Here is a 22,976-nt window from a genome sequence, read left to right as displayed (position 1 = left end):
TTGAAAGAACTGCGAAGAAACCGAAAAGTCGTGGGCGTGCGTTCATGGTGGACGTGCCGTGGATGTGGCGAAAGCCGGAGAAGAGATGGGGAACCATCAAGATAACGAGTCTCAACCGAATTCATTAGGTGAAATTTTTCGGTTTAGCGATCGCCTTTAAAATTCTTCGATCACTTCGCGTTCCTGATACGTCACCAGCGACGCGTAGATTTCCGCGTCGATGTGTTCACTGATGAACCGCACGCTGCCGTCGGCGAGAGTGATTTGTAGCCCGCCGGTGTGAAACGAATAAGACTCGTTGTTGTTCGTTTTATTGATCACGTAGGGGCCCGTGCAATTGAGTCCATCCGCTTGAAACCCGTGGATCGGAATCCCATTGCCGGGGTTGGCCCATCCTCCCAATTTGGACAGCCATTCAGTTACGTTAGCGTTGCTGCACCCGTCGTCGTTGACCTGCGGCCCTAAACGATTCAGAACGAAGTATTGCGGCCGTCCTGAACATTCGGTCAAGAACAGAGTGTTAGACAGCCCGTCCAGGACGTCACGGAATCGGTCCAAGTGTGTCCCGGAGAGTAGCCCACGATTGTTATACCGCCGAGTAATCAAACCCGAGTTGTTTAAATCAGAAGCGATCGATCCGGGCGGAGCATAATCGGTCGTAGCAGAGTCGAATCCTCCGGTCGTATCGAGCAATTGATTGTCAGGAGTCGACGGACACAAGTAGCTATTGATGTTGGTCGCGATGATGTCGCGGTTTTCAATCGCATCCCAATCAACATGGAAATCGTATCGTTCGTAGATACCGGGCTGTTCGATAAACGGCAGCAGTGCCACCGCCCAGGTATGGCCGTGAACGGGTTGCTGTTGTCGCGGTAGCATCTCAAAGGCGGAATGATAGTTATGAAACGCCAAACCGATTTGCCGAATGTTGTTCGAACAACTCATCCGACGGGCAGCCTCCCGAGCCGCCTGAACGGCCGGCAACAACAGACCAACGAGCACGCCAATAATGGCGATCACGACGAGCAACTCGATCAACGTAAACCCGATCCGCGATCGAGTCCGAGTACCAAACATGTTCATTCGATTCGCCTGAGACCAAACGTTCAGTAATTAGCATCGCGGGATCATCAACTGACGTAGTGGATCTTGTTAAAGATCCCTTTGCAGGAGGATCTTTAACAAGATCCACTACAAATGTTTCACTTATTGATCCCGCGATACTTAGTTCTCGTGAGTATAACGAATCCGGGTGGGCGGTTCGCCTCCAATGGAGGTGTTTTTTTTTAAGCCAGCCTTGCTGCCAACTCTTCGCTCGTTTCGGAACGCAAACGGGCAACGTCGTTGACGTCGCTGGCATCGTCGGGCTTTAAGAATAACTTCCCTATCTTCCCGTCGTGATCCTCGTCGACGTAGAACCACTGATCAGTATTGATCGCGACGGGACGATCGTCGTGGTATGTGAGGATGGAGTCTTCTTTTGCTGGACTGGCCCATTGAGTCGGACCGTTGATCGCGTCGAAATGATGCTCGTCGTCGATGATCGAGCCCAATCGATCCAAACCAATCACTTGGCGGTTTCGGATTCCGGTGCAATCGGATGTCGCCAAATCAAAACGCTGGATCAAGAACGGAACATGAAGGTGACACGATCGCAGCGGTCCTTGTTGATGACCGATCGCTTGGTTTTGGCCGAGTGCAAATCCACTCGTTCCCGCGACCGCAATTCCGCCACGATGGTGTTCGGCCGCCATGTCGGTTAGCAATCCGACGATTTCATCAATTAATCGGACTTGGCATCCATATGTTCGCATCCAGGCCATGATCCAGTCGGGGTCGTCTTTTTGAGAAAGCGTTACGGCGGGCGGTTGCCAGACGTCCAAGATCGAGGGCACCCGCGCGGTTTCCACGGTCGGTCGTTCGGCGTGCGCGATTTCCTCTTCGATCGTTTCGGATTCATCCAACGGTCCGTCGTCCTCGTTATCGAGGTGCTCGATCGGAAAGAGATTCCGCGGTGCGTCCCAACAACGCGTGAGAAAACGACTGTGCAGCCAAACATGTTCGTCCATCGCGATCTGTTCCGCCGCCACCGCCGCGAGCGCCGCGAGTGAAGTGCCTTCGATCGAATCGGCCACCCCGCCCGCCCGCACCGGCAAGAGAACTAACTCGCCCACGCGATCGATTCCGTCGATGTCAGCGAATCGTTCGTCGTCGGTGACGAGCGTGCATCGGTCCGCGATGAAACCGGGCTTACGCAACCATGCAGATACTTGCCGTAGCGGATCGGTGTGATTGACGATCACCCGGTCGAAAGCGACCCCGTCTGCGGCAATCGCATCGATCGATTCGGTGCGATTCCACGACGCTCCGTAACACGACAGCGAAGCGGGTGATAGACCTTCGAAAGTCAGCAGCAACATTCAGAATGCTTTGGGGATAAAGAACCGGATCGATGGCATTTTGTGACCTAGGGTAACGCTAGAGACCGATTTTTCGTAGCCGAATGTCCCAACTTTCCAATCAACATGAACTCTGCGATCGACCCCACCTACACCGCCACTGCGGTTCCCGTTGTTGTTCCCGTCGTTGTCCCCAAGGCACCCGTTCCCAACGCACCGGCTCCGACCTCACAACCGCGACGATCGGAAAAACCGGTCGCTTCGCCAGTGGAATATGTTGCCCCGGCGGCCAACTCGGCACTTTCTCGTTCGGTTCGCGAAACCGTCACGATTTGGAATGTTCCGTTCGATCGTCTGACATTAGCCGAAAGCGTCGATGCGATCGGTGAACTCGTTCGCTCGGGGCGATCGAGCTACGTGATCACAGCAAACGTGAACTATTGCATGTTGCACGATCGCGATGCGGTCGTCCGTCAAATCACTTATGACGCCGATTTGATCCTTGCCGACGGTCAGCCGATCGTGTGGCGAAGTCTGCTCGAACACAACCCACTTCCCGAACGGGTCGCCGGCAGTGAAATGATCTTTCATCTTTGCGAACGTGCTGCCAAGAAGGGTTGGCGAGTTTATTTTCTCGGCGGTGCCGAGGGCGTGGCAGATTCATGCGCGAGACGATTGCAAGAACTGTATCCCGGACTGGTCATCGCGGGATCTCATTGCCCGCCGTTTCGCAAGCTATCCAAACAAGAACACGCTGAACAACTCGCGATGATCCGAAACGCCAAACCCGATCTACTTCTGGTCGCTTTTGGTCAACCCAAGGGTGAGAAATGGATCCATCAAAACCGACGTTTGCTCGGTCCGGCGTGCTGCATTCAGCTTGGAGCCTCGTTCGACTTTATCGTTGGAACCGCCACCCGGGCTCCGGAGATCTACCAACGATTCGGAATGGAATGGGCCTATCGCATGCTCAGCGATCCGACGCGGTTGATTCCACGGTACGCCTCCAACGCTTGGTTCCTTGCCAAATCGCTCATCGGCGACTGGCAACAAACGGTCAAACGTTGGGGCATGTGTCCGTGAATGGTACCCCCGCGGCGTTGCCGGCTTAGGCGAATTGATAACCCTCTTCGCCGTGGTCGACGATATCCAGGCCGCGTTGCTCGCTTTCGGCAGGAACCCGCAATCCGATCAACACGTCGATCACCTTCAGTAGGATCAAACTACCGATTCCGGCAAAGACGTAAGTGATGACGACCGCAACGATTTGCCCGATCACCAACTTCACATCGCCGCCGGACTCGATCATTCCGATCGGCACTCCTTCGCTGACGTCCCATGCGGCGCGGGTTGCGAACACACCGGTAAGGATCGCACCGAGCGTCCCGCCGATTCCGTGAACACCGAACGCATCGAGCGCGTCGTCATAGCCGACCATGTGCTTGAGTCGTGAACACGACCAGAAACAAACCACGCCCGCCAACGCGCCCATGAATAACGCGGGCATCGGCTGCACAAAACCTGCCGCCGGCGTGATGCAAACCAAACCAGCGACCGCGCCGCTGCTCGCACCCAAGACGGTCGGCTTGCGAAGTGTGATCCATTCGGCAAGCGCCCAGGCGACGGCACCGGCGGCGGCGGAGAAGTGGGTTACCGCGAACGCGCTGCTGGTCAATCCGTCCGACGCCAGCTCACTGCCCGCGTTGAACCCGAACCAACCGAACCACAACATCGCCGCACCCAAGGCGGTGTAAGTCAAGTTATGGGGTTGCAACGGTTCTTTCGGATATCCCATTCGAGGACCGATCAAGATCGCCGCGACCAGCGCCGAGATCCCGCTACTGATGTGAACGACCGTTCCACCGGCAAAGTCCAACGCGCCGCCGGCGATTCCGTTGTCACCGAACGCGAGCGGTCCGCCGTCCCAAACCCAGTGGCACAGCGGGCAATAGATCAACGTGCCCCAAAGAATGGAATACACAACCATCGCGCTAAACTTCATCCGTTCGGCAAACGCGCCACAAATCAGAGCCGGCGTGATGATGAAGAACATGCCCTGGAAAAGCATATGGGTCAGCATCGTCATCGACGTTCCGTTGTACATCGGTGTGACCGCCGCACCGGTTGCATCGTCCCAATAACGTTGAACGCCGTTCATGAATAAGTAGTCGCCGTTACCGATCCAACGTCCGTCGCCGCCGAACGCCAACGAATACCCGTACAACGCCCAAAGTACGGTCATCAATCCCATCAAGAAGATGCACTGCATCATCACGCTGAGCACGTTCTTGCGACGCACCAATCCGCCGTAGAACATCGCCAACCCCGGCGCGGTCATGAACAGCACCAACGCACAGCAAACCAACATCCAACCGTTGTGACCGGCAATGGCCGCATCTTCCACACCCGCTTGTAAACTCTCCAAAGTAATTTCCGCCGGAGCCGACTCGTCGAGCACGGGGGCTTCGGCGACGGGCTCTTCCACGACCGTCGTATTCCCGCCGGGAGCCTTGCTGTCCTCGGAGGTATTTTCTTGAGCCATCGCGGTGGCCCCGAAAAGGCAACCCGATAGGATCAACATCATGACCATCGGCCAACGCACAAAAACGCGGTCTCGTTGCCGAACAACGCGGCCCCGTTCGGCGTCAATTCCGAACGAGAGGAGCAATGGAACGGGACGGGAACACGAGACAAGACAGGAAATCATGGGATCAGTCGACTCCGAGTGGGGGTGGGGAATCCGATGACGCAACCCGCCTGATCCGCAAAAAACGTCAAACGTCTTTCACGGGTCGTTGGTCACCGTGGTCAATTCGCTAGAATAATAAGGTCACGCGAGTGGGTCGGATACCCGAGCGATTCGTATTCATCTTTCGCCCTTCCCAAAGCAGCCCCTTGGTCTTTTCCGCACCTCCGAGCGATCCCCGGCGTTCCATCACCTCGCTCGCCCGTCCTTCATGGGCCGGATCGTTTCCGCTCGGACCGATGAGCCACGCCGTTGCTTGGTTCCTTGCCGTTGTTTTCGCAGACAATCTTGCCGCTCAAGAAACCACCGCCCCCGATTCCAGACCCACCGACATCGAAAAACTCGTCGCGGAACTCTCCAGTGACTCATACCTCCGGCGTCGAAGGGTCACTGCCGAATTGATGGAAATCGGTCCCGCAGCGGTCGAGGAGCTCACCGCCGTCTTGGATTCGGGAGACTTGGAAACCACCGAACGCGTCATGGCGATCCTTCAAGAAATCGCGATCGACCAGCCCGTTTACATCGAAAAGCCCCCAGCTTCCCAGGCGGGCGAATCCGACGTCGACCCGGATGCCGCCTGGAACGCTTTGCGACGGATCGCCGCGTCGGGCGGTAGCCAAGGAGTCCGTGCCCAACTCGTCGAACGCGAAGTCCGAGAAGTGCGACGCAAGGAAGCCGCTCAGGTGCTGCTCAACCATGGCGTCTTCATTGGCGTCGGCGAGTTCATCGTCGGAGCACGCGAAATGCCCAAGGTGCTTGTCGAAATCGGCGACGAGTTTGACGGCGATTCTCGGTTAATTGATTTGCTGCGTTGGATCGACCAAATCGAATATGCCCGCATCAAAGGTGAGGCGATTCGGCCGGACGTGTTGGCCGGAGTCATTCAAATGCCCGACCTGAAAACACTGACTCTGATGCAAGGCGAACTGAATCCCGACGCCATGAAGACGCTCGGCGGAATGAACGAGCTGCGGCACCTCGAATTGCGATACATTCCGATGAGCGGTGAATTGGTCGATCAATTGGCAACTTTGCCGATTCGAGTGTCCTTAACTCTCAACGGCACCGCCGCGCCGATCGAAAACGTCGACGCGCTTCGCCGGACCATGCCCGGACTCGAAATCGAACTCAAACAGGGCGGTTTCTTGGGCGTTCGCTGCTTTGACAACTTTAATGAGTGTTTGATCAACGAAGTCATCCCTGGCAAAGCGGCCGAACAGGCCGGTTTGCTGCCAGGTGACATCATCGTCCAAGCCGATGGAAAACCGATCCGGCAATTCAAAGACCTGCAAGAAGCGATCAATGCCCACGTGCCTGGTGACACGCTCGAGATCGAGTACCGTCGCAACGACGTGACCTCTCAAACGACCGCTCGGTTAGGCAAGTTGGAAGACAAGTGAACTTGCCGCCGGTTGTTCAGCACGAATCCGAATTGATCCAAAACGCCAAACTTCGCAGTCGTTTGCGAACGGCGCTCGTCAGATGGTTTGCCGAACACGCTCGCGATTTACCATGGCGTCGCGACCCGACGCCATACAAGGTTTGGGTCAGCGAGATCATGTGTCAGCAAACTCAGATTGCGAATGTGATCCCGTACTTCGAGCGATTCATCAAACGGTATCCTGACGAAGCATCGTTGGCCGCCAGCGATGAAGACGAGTTGATGCGTTTGTGGGAAGGTCTCGGCTACTACCGCCGCGCCCGCAGTCTACGAACGGCGGCTCAGAAAATCGTCGAACTCCACGATGCTCGCTTCCCGTTAACCTACGACGATGTGATCGCACTACCCGGCATCGGCCGGTACACGGCAGGCGCGATTCTGTCGATTTCGCAAAATCAAGCGTTACCGATTCTCGAAGGAAACACGATCCGAGTCTTCAGTCGCTGGATCGCGATGCAAACTCCCGTCGATGAGAAAACGTCTCAAAACCAACTTTGGCAATTTTCACAATCGTTGTTGCCGACCGGCAAGTCCGCGCTGGCCTGCCGTGATCGCGGTCCGGCGGCGGTTAACCAAGCCGCCATGGAACTCGGGGCGTTGATTTGCACTCCCCGCGAACCGAAGTGCCTGGTTTGTCCGGTCGCGAAATTCTGCGACGCCAACACCATGGGGCTGCAATCGATCATTCCCGGCAAAGTCACCAAAACCCAGTACGAAGCTCGCAACGAGTTCGCGGCCGTCGTTCGCGGTCCCAACGGCCGTTTGCTCGTTCGGCAAATTCCCGCCGGGGCACGTTTTGCCGGAATGTGGGATTTCCCCAAAGCAGGCCCGCCCGAGGCCGAAAATGCGGCCCAGTTCACTCAATGGCTCGAACATCAATTAGGCGGCACGATTGAATTGGGCGCGGTCGTGCAAACCATCAAACACGCCGTCACTAAATACCGCATTACGCTACACGCACACGTCGCGGCGTGGACACGTGACGCCACCGATCTACCGGACAACTACCAGTTCGTGACCGCCGCACAGCTCACGAAGCTGCCGATGAGCACAACGGGCCGCAAATTGCTCGACCGTCTCTGAATCTGGACAATCCAAAGACTCCTTACACGATGGTCATTGTCAATTAGACTCATTGGTCCCCCAACCGTGTCCCTTTCGGCCGAGACGACTCAAATGCGTTGTATCCTTCCCCGACGACGAACTTTCAATATTTCAGTCGCTTTACTGCTGGCGATTCTTTTGCATCGCACAGAGGCGGCCTTATTTGCCGAAACTCCGATCCCGCGTGCTGATCATGTCGTGCAAATTTGGCCGGGTGAACCGCCGGCTTGGAAGGCGACCGAAGAAGCCGAGCGAGACCTTTCCGATGCCAAGAGCAATCTCGTCGCCGGGGCACCGATCATCCGTCTCGGACACGTCCGCAACGTCGAACTGCATGTATTCGAAGCCGCCGATGCGACCGGCAAGCCGTCCAACGCGGCCGTGATCATCGCCCCCGGCGGGGGATACACCATCTTGGCTTGGGATCTCGAAGGCATCGAAGTTGCCAAACAACTCCAAGCCGGCGGCGTGACCGCGATCGTACTGAAATACCGAGTCCCGACCGGCCCGATGGGCGATGAGAAGTGGAAGCCGGCCGTCCAAGACATCCAACGTTCGATCGCGCTGGTCCGCGACGGGAAAGTCACCTCGAGCACACCTCAACACGTCGGAGCGATGGGCTTTTCAGCCGGTGGCAACGCCGTCGCGCGAACGGCAACGTCCAAGACACGTCACTACGAGTCGGTCGACGCGTCCGACGAAACGATCCGCCGTCCCGATTTTGCTTGCTTGGTCTATCCCGCTTGGCTCGTCGAAAAAGAACAACAGGATCAGATGATCGAAGGCATCGAGGTGGATTCCGATACGCCGCCGATGTTCTTTGCCCACGGCGAAGATGACCCTCACGCGGTTTTGAACAGCGTCACGATGTTCCGTCAGTTGCACGCGGCGGGCGTACCGTCGGCGTTGCACGTGTTCACTGGAAGCGGTCATGGATTCGGGGCACGCCTCGACGGTCGCGCCGATGATTTGTGGCCGGAACTTTGCATTCGATGGATTCGCGATAACGGCTGGATCGCGGCATCAACGAAATCACCGGAAACACGATGATCAGTTCAAGCAAATCGGCCAGTCCGATCGTTCATGCTCCGCCGCCCATCCAACCGGACCAAGAATGGGCCAACGCACTGACGCACGGCGTCGCCGCGGCGATATGGACCGGGCTGGCGATCTGGTTGGTCGTCGAAGCGTTCGCGATCGAAGTCGGACTGGCGATCGCCTGTGCGGCTTATGGGGCAAGTGTTATCGGAACGTTCGTTTGCTCTACGTTGTCGCACACCTTTTTGCAGCGACCTTTGTTGGATCACTTGCGGGCATGGGACCAAGCGATGATTTATCTCATGATCATCGGCACTTACACTCCCATCACGTATCAATACGCTGCACCGGAGCAACGGACCGTTCTGCTGACGTTAATGTGGACGGCTGCGATTGCTGGTTTTGTCAACAAAGCAATCCTGCGGCATCGAATCCATTCGATCAGCACGTGGAGTTACCTTGCGTTGGGTTGGTTGCCGGCGATTCCGTTGATCGGACGAGTGCCCATGGGACTAGCGATCGCCATGTTTGCCGGCGGCGTCACGTACAGCGTCGGCGTGATCTTCCTCATGAACGATCGAAAATTCCCCTACCTGCACGCGGTCTGGCACCTATTTGTGATCACCGCGTCGATCGTGCATTTGGCAGGAATCGCGTGGTACGTTCTGTTCCCCGAGGGGCACGGACTGGAATCATGAACAATCGGGGCAATCGGCTCTGCAAAATCGAAGCACTGAATTGAGAGAACCCTCGATGAGAACCATTCTGGTCGTTTTGGCCGTCGTTGCGAACAGTGCATGCTATTCGATGGCCGAGGATCGCGTCGCGAATGAGGCGACCGTACGCAGCATCCCTGGGCTTGTCGCTTTCTGGGACTTTGTGAAACGTGAACCGGATGGTCTGCGTCGCTTCACCGCCCACGTTCCCGATGGAGCGTCAAACGAGTATCCACTTGATGCAGCCAACTATGTTAAGGATTACTGGGGTACCGGCCGTGAGGCAACCTACGCCGATTTCCCCCAACTCGGTCGCGGGCCGTTCGGCAATGCCATCCGCATTGCGAAAGAATCGGATCCTGACTTCCGGCCTTTCTTATTGATTCCGCGTTCACGACTGCATGACACGCCTCTGGATATCAAAGGAGATGGTCGTTCGGTGTCGGTGGTCGTGTGGGCCATTCGTGAGAGCGGGAACCATGCGTTGGCGGGTATCTGGCACGAAGGAACCGATCTGAAACAAACCGAAACAACTGGAATCGCCAAAGTCGAGCGGGGCCAACGTCAATACGCCCTTTTTGCCGGACTGAATAAACAAGGCAGCGCCTGCGGACATGTTTCGGAGAACGGCGCGAGTTCGTTTCTCAATAAGTACGCATTGCATAAATGCAATTCGCTCGCTCAGTCCCCTGAAGTGCCCGCCGATTCAGCCGTCGATGTGCTCGACGATTCGTGGCATTGCTTTGCGATGACGTTTGACCACCAGAACGATGAATTGACCGGATGGCTCGATGGCGTCTCCGGCGATCGTTGGCTCGACCAGCCGAAGAACGACAAACTCATCTCATCAGCCTACAACGCTTACATGCAAGGACACTTCTCCCGTACACCGCACAAGGAAGCGGAAGAAGACGCCACATTCCCGAAGGACCAGTACTACAACCCGCCCGAGGACAGTCCATTGAGCGTGAAAGTTATTTCTGAGTCTGCGGGCAAGCGAGTGGAACTAAGAGAGCACCGCTACACCAAGATTCAAGTGACCATGCAAGCAGGCAAAGAGGTTTCCCGGGACCTCGTTGCATTGCGTTTGAACCCATGGTGGTATCCGCACGGTCTTTACACGCCGAAGGACGCCAAAAGTGGCGGCCCCTTCACGATCGGTCGTGTCATCCACAGCTCACGAAGCGTTGGCTTCACGGGGTGGATCGGTGGCGTCGCGGTCTTTGATCGCGCACTAACGCAGGTCGAACTTCAAATGTTGGCAAACCTTCGTTTGCGGCGTTAGTCGGTGCATCCTTATCTGTTTTGAATACCGCCCATTTCGGACTCGCCTTGACACAATCTGCTACCGCGACTGACCGTCCTAAATGAACGCGTTCGGATTGGGATCGTGACGTTGCAGCAACGCAAGGCCGACGTCATAACAATGACGATTCCAACGCCGACATCGTTCGACTTTCAGCAAGAGCCAGAACGTCGGCAGGATCAAACGAACGATCTCTTCAGGAAACCACTGCATCGGCGAAATAAGCCCGCAACCATCCTTCGAAAAATCCTTCGTATAGACGCCCAGCCATTGCCGTTCGCGTGGGATCGAAGGCAGTTTCGTTTCGAGAATCATCAATCCACGAACGCGAACGATCCGTCGCTGCGACGCGCGATGCTCCGGATTGACCGTGGAAACGATACCGGACTGCAAGAAGAAATCTTTTTGGTCTTCCGGTAGTTCGATCTTCCAGTCGGTGGTGCCGACTAGGTCGGCATAGTGGCTTGAATAATCGAGATCCAACATTCGACCACCTCCATTTCTAATGCTTTGCCACTTTCGCGCCGTAACAGATCGATTGCTTGTTGACGCGTCATCGGAGTTCGATAGGGGCGTTGGCTGGTGACGGCTTCGTAGATATCCACGACCGCACACAGTTTTCCCCAAGGATGTATTTCGTCACCGGTGATTCCGACCGGATAGCCGTTCCCGTCGAGTCGTTCGTGGTGTTGGTACACCATCATCAATTGTCCTTCGCAAATATCCTCGCGATGACATAGTTGTAGAAAGCCTGTTTTGGGGTGTCGCTTGACCGCATTGAACTCGTCTTCGTCAAGCCTACCCGGCTTGCACAGGATCGCGTCGGGAATTTCGAGTTTTCCTAGATCGTGTAACAGGCCACCCGCGATGATGGTTTCGACGTCCGATTTGGCATACCCCAGTTCTGTCGCGAGGATGCCACAGTAGTAGGCTACGTTGGCGCTGTGGGTGAACGTGGCGTAGTCGTGGTGTAGCACACGGAAAAGATCTCCCGCTGCGAAATCGCTTCTGGTGACCAAGTTCGCGGCGATCGCACCGAGCTGCGAGGCGGCGTCGATACTGTCGTTGGTGTCCTTCTTCTTGAAACTCGATTCTAAGACATCAAGAACGACCTCGTTGAGCGCGGCTGCTCGATGTTCGCCCGATGCGCTCTCGTCACCACCGCCTTGGGCCAGTTCCCGCAGATAGTCCTGGTATCTCGCCCGGGACTCTCGCTCGATGAAGAGTTGATGAACCCCGCGGGACCGCAACCGGTTGAGGTCTTCCGGTTTCATCGGATAATCCGCGCCACGATACAATTGTGCACGGTCACTATTATCGATACGACAATAAAGGTCCGCACCGATCGACGCCGTGGGCGAGATCGTCGAGACGCTGATCGCAATGAGTTCGTTGACAAACATGAACTAAAAACAGGAAACCACGGTAAGCCACTTTCCGCCGTTGAAGCCTACGATACAGAACGACGCAGGCGATGCCGGACTTCAATTTTTTCGGCCTTTCGAGCTAGAGGGATTCACCCAGAGTTTTGAAATGCGGACATTGGTTCCGATTGAACACATTTTGCGGACCTGAATCCGTCGGCATGACGGGCAATCGGCATCGATCACGCCGTTAAAGAGTCCCCGCGTTGATCGCCGACGGGCGTTCAGTCAAAGTGAGGCGGCCGACAAACGCCAGCGGTGAGTCGGCGACGTCCCCCCTTGCGTACGAGGTTCGTTTCAACATGCCGGATTTCTATCAACATGATCTCATCACGACGATTCATGATCTTCGTAGTGGAAGTTTAGAGCATCTGGAATCGATGCTTCGCGAGTCCACCGCGAAGCAGAAAATCGGATTGGTGTTGCCGGTTACCGCTTCGGACATGCGAGCCGAGCCGTTCACGCAAATCGTCGACGAATTGATCGACGCTGATTACATCGGCTCGATCGTCGTCAGCCTTGGCGTCGCCCCTAACGTCGCAGATTTCGATGAAACCAAAACCAAGATCGCACCATTGGGGGACCGAGCTAAAGTCCTCTGGACGGACGGCCCCGAAGTTCAATCACTTTACGGCGAATTAATCGACGCGGGAATTCCGCTGTCGACTCCCGGTAAAGGACGAAGCGTATGGACAGCGTTCGGTTATCTACTGGACGATCCTAATGTTGAAACCTTTGTCCTTCATGACTGTGACATCGTCGACTATAGCCGCAAATTGTTGGCACGTTTGTGTTTGCCGATGGTCCATCCGAGTTTGGACTACGAATTTTGCAAAGCCTATTACGCTCGCGTGACCGATCGAATGCACGGTCGCGTCGTACGGCTATTGGTCGCCCCTTTTCTGCGAGCGTTGATGCAGAGCTTTCCCGAAAATCAGTTTGTTCGATTTCTGAGTAATTTTCGTTACCCATTGTCAGGCGAATTCTCACTGACCCGAAACCTCGCTCGCAGCAATCGGGTCGCCAGCGATTGGGGACTCGAGGTCGGCACATTGTCTGAGGTCTACCGCAACACGTCGATTAAGCGCGTCTGCCAAGTTGATTTAACGTGCATGTATGAGCACAAACACCAAGAGATGTCCATCGATGATTCGGGACGTGGTTTAATGAAGATGGCGCTGGATATTTTGACGACGATTTATCGGACGCTTGCTAGCCAAGGGATCATTCTTTCCCATTCTATTTTTGTCACGCTTCGAGCGTCGTTCCTAAGGATCGCTCAGGACTGCATTCGCCAGTACGCGACCGACGCGCGGGTCAATTCGCTCACTTATGATCGCCACGGTGAGGAAGTCGCGATCGAAGCGTTTGCGCAGTGCGTCACTCAGGCCGGTGAAATCTTTGCCAGTGACCCCAGTGGGAACCCGGCGATCCCGAACTGGACCCGCGTGCGTGCTGCGTTTCCCGATTTCCCGGAACGTTTGCGGCAGTGTGTTGGGTAGTCGAGTGCGTAGCGAGCCGATTGAAACCATGACCGTTCATTTACTTTTATCACGTGTGCTTCGATCTTGAATCCAGTCACCTTTTCCATCCTCGCGCTTGTCAGTGTCGCCGTCGGCGGTTTGATGATCGGCGCGATTCGTTTCCGTAAGATCGGTTTAGGGTCCGCCGGGGTGCTCTTCGTGGGAATCGTGGCGGGGCATCTGCTCGCCGGCCATGAAAACCTCGCGATCGAACCGGAAGTCGCCGAATTCGCTAAAGAGTTCGGCTTGGTCTTGTTCGTCTTTACAATCGGTCTGCAGCTCGGCCCGGGAATCGTGCAGTTATGGCGTGAACAGGGATGGTTGCTCAACGGGCTCGCCTTGGGAGTCATCGCCTTAGGTGTTGCGATGGTATTGATATTTCATGCGATGTTAGATTTGCCTGCTTTTGCGGCGGGCGGTTTGTTCAGCGGCGCGACGACGAACACGCCGTCGCTCGGTGCAGCCCAACAAGCCGCCGCGACCGTTGCTCCCGATTCCTCCGATCTGGGCATGTTGGCGTCGGCCTACGCGGTCGCCTATCCGGGCGGTATCGTCGGCATCATCGCGAGCATGTTAATCTTGAGATCACTTTTTCGAATTGACATGCAAGCGGAAGCACGTTCGATCGATGACCGAGATGCTCACCGACCCGATCCGATTGTTCGACGTGCGATCGAAGTCGACAATCATCATTTGATGAACACGCGGTTCGGGGACATTCCGGGGATCGAGGAAACGGGCGTGCGAATTTCCCGCATCAAACCCGCAGACCAGGACAACGTCATTGTTGCGACCGAGGAAACCACTTTACACACTGGCGACGTGATTCAGGTCGTCGGCACGGTCAAAGGATTGAATCGTTTCGAGCCATTGATCGGTCGACCGTCGAGCTTGGACTTGATGGAGATGACCGGCAATGCTTGCTATCGGCGGATCGTCGTTACCGAGCCGGATGCGATCAATCGACCGCTGCGGGATTTTTCGATCGATCATATGTACAACGCCTCGATCACTCGGATCAATCGTTCGGGGATCGAAATGCCCGCCCGAGGTTCGACACGTTTGCACTATGGGGACGTCGTCAATGTGGTCGCCGACGAAGCGTCGCTTGATCGTGTTACCGCGATTTTCGGAAACTCGGTGAAGGCCCTCAACGAAACTCAGTTCGCACCTGTGTTTCTAGGTATCGCCGTTGGAATCTTGTTGGGGATGATTCCACTGCCAATCCCAGGCGTTCCCTTTCCGGTCAGGCTCGGACTTGCCGGTGGACCGCTGATCGCCGCGATCATTTTCAGTCTGTTGGGCAAGCTCGGAAAGTTTGTTTGGCATATCCCCTATTCCGCCAACCTCGCCCTGCGAGAACTGGGCATCATCTTGTTTTTGGCCAGCGCAGGATTGTCGGCTGGCAAGACGTTCTTTGCGGTTGCCATGACGACTCAGGGCGCAATCTGGATGGCGGCTGGCTTGTTCATCACGATGGTGCCCCTGCTAATCGTCGGTGTCGTGGCCCGGATGGTGTTCAAGTTGAATTTCCTGACGCTTTGTGGCGTGATCGCGGGCAGTATGACCGACCCGCCTGCGCTTGCTTTTGCCAACTCGCTGAGCGACTCGGCGGCAACCTCGACCGGCTACGCAGCCGTCTATCCGTTGACAATGGTCATGCGAATCGTCGCCGCCCAGACGATCATTTATCTGCTCGTTTAATTAGCCAACTTGGTTAGTTGATCTTTCAACACGCCTTTTTGTAATTGCGGGTCGCCGGTGGTTTCGCCGTAGTGCAAGAGTTGATTGGCCAGTGTTCGAACAATAGTCGCGTGTTCGGTCCGCTGAATTTGATTACCGAGTTCGTCTGGATCGCTCTCCAGATCGAACAAATAAGGTTCTTCGTTCGCTGCGACGACCAATTTGAATCGGTCGGTGACGGCGGCGACCCAGGTCGGTTTGGATTGGGATGCGCGCAAGAATGCAATGTCATTCCAGGGTCGTGGCCGAGATACTGAATCAGGTTGCACTTGAGCGAACAATACCGACGCGTCTCGGCCCTCGGTTTGCGATGGAGCCGATTGATTCATTAAGGAGAGAATCGTCGGTGCAAAGTCGACTGTGCCGAGGGCTTGATCGATCCTTGTTCCCGGTTGAATGATTCCAGGGGCACAGATGATCATGGGAATTTTGGCGCTGCCTTCGTATGGGTTGCCTTTGTTGAGTCGGCCGTGCTCGTAACACAAGTCGCCGTGATCGGAGGTGAAGACGATGATCGTTCGATCGGTCAAATCAAGTTCGTTCAATGTTGCTAGGATTTGGGCTACATTGTCGTCGATGCATTTGACCATTCCGAAATACAATGCCATTTGAGAAGCATTGAACTTCAGTGACGCGTTCTTGCTTTCTGGTCCCGCCCAGGCCGGATTCTGCTTTGACATCGAAAAGGTGAGTGGCGGTCGAATCGGTAGATTCTGATACATCGTGTCATAGGGTGGACGCACGGTGTTGGGGCCGTGCGGATCGGGCAAGCTGAGGTGATAACAGAATGGTTCTTCCGCATGCTCACGAATAAAGTCCATCGCACGATCCGCCAACCAATCCGTGCTGAAGGTGGTTTCATCCGCGTCGTCGAGAGCGTAGCTTGGCTGCCCGTTGCGTCCGACCGCTGCCACCCGCGGCCCAGACGCAGTCAGTTCGAACTTTTTCCAGTGGCCGCGATTGAACAGATAGCGATTATCCTTAAATCCAAAATGGCGACTGGGTTCCCATTGTGGCTTTCCGGGACCATCGAGATGCCATTTGCCGGCGTATCCGGTTGCGTACCCCACCCGCTGTAAAACTTCCGCAAACGTGACGACGTCCGAATCGAGTGGCAGATCGTTTTGAGGGGCCCCCGTGTTGTGCGGATATCGCCCGGAAAAAAACGCGGCCCGCGACGGCGTACAGACGGGACTGGTTGCATAGAACGATGTGCAGATCGCGCCGCGATGTGCTAGGGAATCGATCGCCGGTGTCTCGACAATGGCTTCGGGCCCCCAAATGCGGGCCTGGTCCGGAGTAAGCGTTTCGCGATAACAGCCGAGCGTGCGAAAATTATGTTCGTCGGTCTGGATGACGAGCAAATTCATTGCCTTCGCTCGATTTTCTTGCGTTCGAGCTTCCTCGGCATCGCTATCTGCGTTGCTGACTGCTGAAACGAAAAATGCGATGACGAATCCGAATGCATAGCGATTATTTGTCATAAGATCTTGGTAACTTGGGGACGATTGGCTGAGTAGCGAATCATTCTATTGTACAATCTTGATCCACTCGCGTTCGTTGGGACGGACGCCTTATCCTTTTTTGCAACCGGCACCATGCACATCAACTTGATTCGCTCGATTTTGGGTTCGACCTTATTGGTATTCCTTGCGGCCACGGTCGCGTCCGCTGATTCACAACCGCTCGTCTTGGTCAGTGCGTCCTATCAAAAGAACGTCGTCGCGTTGTGCGAACTCGACGGAACCGTCGTTTGGAGATTTGAAACCGAGGGACCCGACGGCGGACACGCCGGGCATCACGAGGTTCAGATGCTCGACAACGGAAACGTGCTCTATCACGACGATTGGGACAACGTGAAGGAAATCCGTCTCGATGGCACGGAAGTTTGGAAGTATCACGGAGCGGGCGTTCATGCGTTTACGCGTCTGGAAGATGGCAACACGATGGTAGCCGAGTCCGGAAAACAAAGGATCGTCTTGGTAGATCCCGATGGCCAAGTAGTCAGCGAAACGCCGTTGGGTAAAAACGGACGTGGGCAAACCCGTCAAGCGGAAGTTCTTGAGAATGGAAACTTCCTCGTCTGCGCCGAAGGTCCGGGGACCGTCACGGAATACACGCCCGACGGGACGATCGTTTGGGAATATGAGATCGGAACACGCGTCTACGGTGCGATTCGATTGAAGTCCGGAAACACGATGATCAATTCCGGCTCGGGTAATTCGATCGTCGAAGTGACTCCCCAAAAAGAAGTCGTTTGGGAAGCCAAAAGCCGACTACCGGGAACCGAGATTCAATTGCACTGGACCGCCTGTTTGAAAGAACTCGAGAACGGCCATGTGATGATCGACAACTGTCATGCCGGCCCGAATAATCCGCAGTTGATCGAGTTGGACTCCGATCGTCAGGTAGTCTGGCAATTCAATCGTTTCGACCTGGTCGGCAACGGGATGGCATGTTTTGACTATGTCGAACCAACGCTTGCGGAAAAGGTCCGCAAGATGATCGATCGGTAGGCTAGGGGACAGCTGCAAACGCGGTCAACCGTAACGTCGCCAACGGCAACCTCGTCAAGCGAGCGGCTGGAGTAATTCGTCGATCGCGGCGATAACACGGCCGGCTTCGGTTTGCAGGGATGAACTCAGACGTGCTGCCTCGTCCAGATCGGATAGCCTTTCCTCTCGCCCGGCGGTTTCAATTTCGGTGGCAACGAGTTGCAGTTGTTTGGCGCCGAGCAGACCGCAGGCTCCCTTGAGCGTATGCGCGTTGCGACGGGCCGTATCGTTTTCGCCCGCCCTGAGATTTCCCATTAATTGATCGACCAAGGACTCACATTCACCGCGAAACACGGTCGCCAATCGCATCACTCCTGAAACGCCACCGGGAATTCGAGACCTGGCCGAATCCAAGTCCAAGCATCCCGCATGAACCGCTGATAAAGCAAGATCATCGGAGGAGTCCGACGACGCTCCTTTCCCGCTCGGGGCACCTTTCCCGATTGGAACGTTTGTTGGTGTCGCGGCAATTCGCGGCGATTTCTCTCGTGCACGAATTGGTTCATAATACTTCGCCAAGACCTGTTGCAAGCGTCGGCGGTGGATCGGTTTGGTGAGGTAGTCGTCCATACCGGCGGCTCGACAAGCCTTGGCGTCTTCGGCCATCGCAGCCGCAGTCAACGCGATGATCGGAATCCGATACTCGGTGCCGAGTTCCTGTTGCCGGATCGCTTCGGTGGCTTCAAGACCGTCCATGACGGGCATGTGCATGTCCATCAATATCAAATCAAATTGTTCGTTTCGCCACTTAACCAGAGTTTCTCGGCCGTCACTTGCGATCGAGCACTCATGACCGAGTGAACGGAGCAAACCAGCGATCACGTGCTGATTAGTGATTCCGTCTTCGGCGACGAGTACCCTCAAGGGGGTCAATCCGATGTCCGCGGCTTCCCCGAGATCGTCTTCGCGATCACCATCGCGTTGGATTAAATCGGGTACTTCCGCGATCGGCAACTCGAGATCAAAGAAAAACGTCGTACCCGCCCCGACCTCACTGTGCAATTGCAACGAACCGCCCATCAATTCGACGAGCTGTCGACTGATACTCAGTCCTAATCCGGTGCCACCGAAGCGGCGGGTCATCGACGCGTCGGCTTGGGTGAACGGAGCGAGGACGGCCGCCTGTTGATCGGCGGGGATTCCAATACCGGTGTCCGATACGCTTAGGCGAATCATACACTTGCCGTCCTGTACGTCGACGTCGACTTGCCGATGTAACTTCACCGTAACTCCGCCCACATCAGTGAACTTGACCGCATTGCCGATCAGATTGACGAGCACTTGTCGCAACCGGCCGGGGTCGCCGATGAAATGACTCGGTACTTGTTCATCCTGTTCGAACTTAAGCTTCAGGTTTTTCTCAGATGCTTGCAATCGTAAAGTCGACAAGGCGGCTTGGACTTCATAGCCGAGGGAGAATGGAACGGCTTCCAGTTCCAAACGCCGAGCTTCGATTTTGGAAAAGTCCAAAATATCATTGAGCAACCGCAGTAAAGAATCGGACGAGCGTCGAATCGTGTCGACGTAATCGCGCTGAGTTTCATCCAATTCGGTTTGGGCGAGCAAGTCCGCCATCCCGACCATCGCGTTCATGGGAGTTCGAATCTCATGGCTCATGTTGGCCAAAAACTCGCTCTTGGCGCGATTGGCGGCATCGGCCATGCGAACGGCTTCTTTCAAGGCCGCCTCGCTTTTCTTTAGATCTGTGATGTCCCGTGAAATGCCGAACGTGCCGATGATTTTACCATCGCTGTCACGGAGCGGCATTTTTGTCGTCAAACACCACGTGTCGTCACGGTCATGCCAAGTCTCTCGCTCGATACGGTCGACGAGCGGTTGGCCGGTTTCGATGATGTGAACCTCATCGTCGCGGGCTTGCTTGGCGTGGTCAGGCGTAAAGATGTCAGCGTCGGTTCGACCGTGGACCGTATGGACGTCGGCGTGTCCGAATTTAGTCGCCATCGCGCGGCTAACGCGAATGAATCGGCTCTCGGTATCCTTAAAATAGATCGAGTCCGGAATGCTCTGCAGCAACGTCGTCAACAATGACTGTTCGAACTTAATCGTTTGTTCGGCAACGATTCTGGCGGTGACGTCCCAGAACAAAACTTGGATTCCGATCGCCTTTCCGTGCGCGTCACATACGGGACTCTTGACTCGCTCGATCCACCCGAGGCTACCGTCGGCGATTCGGGTCTGTTCGACCGCGTGAGTCGACTGCCCTGTTTCCATCACTCGCTGATCATCGGCAATGTATTGCGATGCGATCGATTCCGGAAACAACTCCCGGTCAGTCTTGCCGACGACTTCGTCCCACTGCAATCCTCGCCATGTGAGATACGCTTCGTTGGCAAATACCCGTCGACCGTCGCGAGCCTTAATCAACAAACTCAGCGGTAAACTGTTGGCAAGGGCGCGGTAAGTCGCCGACGTTTGAAACGAATTCAATTCGTTCGATTCGTTTGATCGCGGAGCATTTTCGCCGGGACTCATCGGATTAACCGCATCGTTTGATCAAGGTGACTTCGTTTCCTTGATCGTTGAACGTCAATTCATCGACGAAGTTTGCCATCAGGACGAGCCCCTTGCCTTGCAGTTTCGCATCGTCATTGAAAATCGCGTGTGCGTCCATCTTTCCTGGCTGGGGCACGGTCGAAGTATCGAAGCCTTTTCCGGAATCCTTCACCCGAACACGAATCTGCTTCGTCGTCGCGGTTGCTTCGACCTCGACCGTACGATCTTTGTAGGGGGCTTGGCCTAGGCGTTCTCGCATAGGGTCGCTCAACACGCCGTCTCGGGCCATCTCATGATGACTCGGGCATTGATCGGTCGACAGTTCCAGATTACCGCGGCACATCGCATTGGCAATCGCATGTTCGACCGCCACGCCCATGCGGACCATCTCCACGCTGGGCAAGAGTTCCATTCCGGCGCTGACCTGCATCAGCAATCCGATCAATGGTTGGATCAACATCGGATCGTTGGGTAGTTCGAACAGAAATACGTTTTTCCGGAGCGTTGAGATCAACCGCGCATAACTGGCGTCGGTGCGAATCACCCCCAAGACGTCCACTATCGTGTCATTGAGTGATTGGGCCATTTGGTTTTTGGGAACATACCCGGCCGCACCCCGCTGCAGGGCTTCGGCGGCGAGGTCTTCCGATCCGTGCCCGGTCACCAAGATCGTCGGAATATGGGAGAAATTCATCCGCATATTTTCGACCAATTCCAGCCCGTTCAGTTCGGGCATTTCCAAATCGGTGACAACGACATCAAGCGACTTTTGGCGAAGTTGTTCCAACCCTAAACGGCCGTTGAGCACATGGGTGACTTCGTGATCGGCCGCTTCGAGTAACATCGTCATTTCCATGGCCTGGGTCGGACTGTCCTCAACAAGTAAAACTTTCGCCATGATAGAGTCCTGTGATCCAAGAAAACCGCGATTGAAAACGCCGCACCCGATCCGAGTGGCGTTGCCGCTCGACGTTGATCGCTCACAATTGACTGGACAACGACCCGAACGCCAGCACCAAATCGGCCTAATGCGGCATTGTATCGCATTGCGGGCGCGGCAACCATATAGCCGGCCCTCCGGACCGCTGGACCGCAACCCTGCGCCGCTTCAAACCCTCACCTAGTCGGAGACGATTCACCTTGACAGTTTTTTATTCCAACGGCTCGCCAACCCAATCGTTGACCACCGATGACCTGCGGGCGGCTTTGCAGGAAACGTTTGCGGCGATCACTCCGGTCCAGAACGTGTTGCTGCTACCGCCCGATCAAACCCGTTTGTTCAGCCGGGCCGGAGAGTTGACGGTGTTGTGCCACGAGCTTTTGGGAGACCGTGTCCGGGACATCATGCCTGCCTTGGGAACGCACTCGGCGATGAGCCCCGCTCAGCTCGACCATATGTTTCCTGGAGTGCCGCACGATCTTTTTCGGGTTCACCGTTGGCGTGACGACGTTGTGCAGTTGGGTGAGGTTCCTGCCGAATTCGTCCGCGAGGTAACCGGGGGGATCTACGATAAAGCGTGGCCCGCGCAGGTCAATCGTTTGTTACGCGACGGGGGCCATGACTTGATTTTCTCGCTCGGCCAGGTTGTTCCTCACGAAGTCATCGGGATGGCCAACTACAACAAGAACGTGTTCGTCGGAACCGGCGGCGTCAGCGGCATTAATGAGAGTCACTATCTCAGCGCCATGGTGGGAATCGATCAAACACTGGGGATCGCCAACACACCGTTGCGGCAGATCCTGAATTACGCCCAAGATCACTTCTGCCAAGATCTTCCGATCTTGTACGCACTGACCGTCATCGAGCAGCTCAAAGACGGAACGAAGCACACTCGCGGCTTATTCATCGGCGACGACCATGACACGTTCTTTCGAGCCGCCGAGTTGGCTCGTCAGGTGAACATCACTCATCTCCCCAAACCGCCCACACATGTTGTGGCGTACTTGGACCCGAGCGAATTCAAGAGTACTTGGCTTGGCAACAAGGCCATCTATCGGACTCGCAAGGCGATCGCGACCGGCGGGCGGTTAACCGTCCTTGGTCCCGCTGTGGAGGAGTTCGGCGAGGACAAGCGGATCGATCATTTGATTCGCAAGTACGGCTACAGAACGAAATCCGAGATCATGCGGTTGGTCGACGAGAACGAAGACTTGGCGAACGATCCTTCTGCTGCGGCTCATTTGGTTCACGGCTCGCCCGAGAACCGATTCGAAGTCGTCTATGCGGCCGGCCATTTGACGGACGAAGAAATTCGTGGCGTCGGTTTCACCCCTGGAAATCTTGACGAGCTCATGAAACGCTATGACGTCAATAAGCTGCAGGATGGTTTTCACACCGATATCGACGGAAGTGAGTTTTACTTTGTACAAAACCCTGCACTCGGTCTCTGGGAAGCCCCGCTGAACTGACCCTCACACCAGCCTCCCCGTCTCCCCGTCTCCCCGTCTTCCTGTCTTCCTGTCTTCC

Annotated in this window: 18 protein-coding genes; 10 read left to right on the top strand and 8 right to left on the bottom strand. The window is 55.6% G+C overall.

Features of this window, described 5'->3' with window-relative positions:
* Window positions 1–156: 156 nt before the first annotated feature.
* Window positions 157–1,077: a DUF1559 domain-containing protein gene (locus Pla100_RS28035; RefSeq protein WP_231603717.1), complete on the bottom strand. Its 921-nt coding sequence runs from the start codon at window positions 1,075–1,077 to the stop codon at window positions 157–159.
* A gap of 209 nt (window positions 1,078–1,286) precedes the next feature.
* On the bottom strand, window positions 1,287–2,420 hold the full coding sequence (locus tag Pla100_RS28030; RefSeq protein WP_146582295.1) for a hypothetical protein: 1,134 nt from the start codon (window positions 2,418–2,420) through the stop codon (window positions 1,287–1,289).
* Between the two features lie 105 nt (window positions 2,421–2,525).
* Here Pla100_RS28030 and Pla100_RS28025 point away from each other — a divergent pair, with 105 nt between their 5' ends.
* Window positions 2,526–3,482: a WecB/TagA/CpsF family glycosyltransferase gene (locus Pla100_RS28025; RefSeq protein WP_146582293.1), complete on the top strand. Its 957-nt coding sequence runs from the start codon at window positions 2,526–2,528 to the stop codon at window positions 3,480–3,482.
* Between the two features lie 25 nt (window positions 3,483–3,507).
* Here Pla100_RS28025 and Pla100_RS28020 read toward each other — a convergent pair whose 3' ends face one another.
* Window positions 3,508–4,941, bottom strand: coding sequence for an ammonium transporter (locus Pla100_RS28020; RefSeq protein WP_146582320.1), 1,434 nt, complete (start codon window positions 4,939–4,941; stop codon window positions 3,508–3,510).
* Between the two features lie 443 nt (window positions 4,942–5,384).
* On the opposite strand from Pla100_RS28020, the gene Pla100_RS28015 reads away from it, so the two are divergent.
* The 5 genes from Pla100_RS28015 (at window position 5,385) to Pla100_RS27995 (ending at window position 10,729) form a co-directional block, all read left to right on the top strand.
* Window positions 5,385–6,545, top strand: coding sequence for a PDZ domain-containing protein (locus Pla100_RS28015; RefSeq protein WP_146582291.1), 1,161 nt, complete (start codon window positions 5,385–5,387; stop codon window positions 6,543–6,545).
* On the top strand, window positions 6,542–7,669 hold the full coding sequence (locus Pla100_RS28010) for an A/G-specific adenine glycosylase (protein ID WP_231603716.1): 1,128 nt from the start codon (window positions 6,542–6,544) through the stop codon (window positions 7,667–7,669). Before Pla100_RS28015 ends, Pla100_RS28010 begins: the two co-directional genes overlap by 4 nt.
* 93 nt (window positions 7,670–7,762) lie before the next feature.
* Window positions 7,763–8,740: an alpha/beta hydrolase gene (locus tag Pla100_RS28005; RefSeq protein ID WP_146582288.1), complete on the top strand. Its 978-nt coding sequence runs from the start codon at window positions 7,763–7,765 to the stop codon at window positions 8,738–8,740.
* Entirely contained in the window at window positions 8,737–9,426 is a 690-nt protein-coding gene (gene trhA / locus Pla100_RS28000; protein ID WP_146582286.1) for a PAQR family membrane homeostasis protein TrhA, read from the top strand. Before Pla100_RS28005 ends, trhA begins: the two co-directional genes overlap by 4 nt.
* 55 nt (window positions 9,427–9,481) lie before the next feature.
* Window positions 9,482–10,729 (top strand): LamG domain-containing protein, encoded by a 1,248-nt coding sequence (locus tag Pla100_RS27995; RefSeq protein WP_146582284.1) that lies wholly within the window; start codon window positions 9,482–9,484, stop codon window positions 10,727–10,729.
* A 78-nt stretch (window positions 10,730–10,807) separates the two neighbouring features.
* Here the strand turns inward: Pla100_RS27995 and Pla100_RS27990 are convergent, their stop codons facing one another.
* On the bottom strand, window positions 10,808–11,236 hold the full coding sequence (locus Pla100_RS27990; protein WP_231603715.1) for a hypothetical protein: 429 nt from the start codon (window positions 11,234–11,236) through the stop codon (window positions 10,808–10,810).
* Entirely contained in the window at window positions 11,197–12,153 is a 957-nt protein-coding gene (locus Pla100_RS27985) for an HD-GYP domain-containing protein (protein ID WP_146582282.1), read from the bottom strand. Before Pla100_RS27985 ends, Pla100_RS27990 begins: the two co-directional genes overlap by 40 nt.
* Before the next feature lie 323 nt (window positions 12,154–12,476).
* On the opposite strand from Pla100_RS27985, the gene Pla100_RS27980 reads away from it, so the two are divergent.
* A complete protein-coding gene (locus Pla100_RS27980; RefSeq protein ID WP_146582280.1) occupies window positions 12,477–13,676 on the top strand; it encodes a glycosyltransferase family protein in 1,200 nt (399 codons plus the stop codon).
* 66 nt (window positions 13,677–13,742) lie between these two features.
* On the top strand, window positions 13,743–15,401 hold the full coding sequence (locus Pla100_RS27975; protein ID WP_146582278.1) for a putative transporter: 1,659 nt from the start codon (window positions 13,743–13,745) through the stop codon (window positions 15,399–15,401).
* On the opposite strand, the gene Pla100_RS27970 is transcribed toward Pla100_RS27975, so the two are convergent.
* Window positions 15,398–16,924: a sulfatase family protein gene (locus Pla100_RS27970; RefSeq protein ID WP_146582276.1), complete on the bottom strand. Its 1,527-nt coding sequence runs from the start codon at window positions 16,922–16,924 to the stop codon at window positions 15,398–15,400. The two genes, Pla100_RS27975 and Pla100_RS27970, sit on opposite strands and share 4 nt — an antisense overlap.
* A 114-nt stretch (window positions 16,925–17,038) precedes the next feature.
* Here Pla100_RS27970 and Pla100_RS27965 point away from each other — a divergent pair, with 114 nt between their 5' ends.
* Window positions 17,039–17,956 (top strand): outer membrane protein assembly factor BamB family protein, encoded by a 918-nt coding sequence (locus Pla100_RS27965; protein ID WP_146582274.1) that lies wholly within the window; start codon window positions 17,039–17,041, stop codon window positions 17,954–17,956.
* Between the two features lie 54 nt (window positions 17,957–18,010).
* Here Pla100_RS27965 and Pla100_RS27960 read toward each other — a convergent pair whose 3' ends face one another.
* Entirely contained in the window at window positions 18,011–20,443 is a 2,433-nt protein-coding gene (locus Pla100_RS27960; protein WP_231603714.1) for a PAS domain-containing sensor histidine kinase, read from the bottom strand.
* A gap of 49 nt (window positions 20,444–20,492) precedes the next feature.
* Entirely contained in the window at window positions 20,493–21,407 is a 915-nt protein-coding gene (locus tag Pla100_RS27955; protein WP_146582270.1) for an ATP-binding response regulator, read from the bottom strand.
* 242 nt (window positions 21,408–21,649) lie between these two features.
* On the opposite strand from Pla100_RS27955, the gene Pla100_RS27950 reads away from it, so the two are divergent.
* Complete coding sequence (locus tag Pla100_RS27950; protein WP_146582268.1) at window positions 21,650–22,918, top strand: lactate racemase domain-containing protein; 1,269 nt, start codon at window positions 21,650–21,652, stop codon at window positions 22,916–22,918.
* Window positions 22,919–22,976: the final 58 nt, after the last annotated feature.

It is taken from the genome of Neorhodopirellula pilleata (assembly GCF_007859915.1).
Lineage (GTDB): Bacteria > Planctomycetota > Planctomycetia > Pirellulales > Pirellulaceae > Rhodopirellula > Rhodopirellula pilleata.
This window is presented reverse-complemented; position numbering and strand designations above follow the sequence as displayed.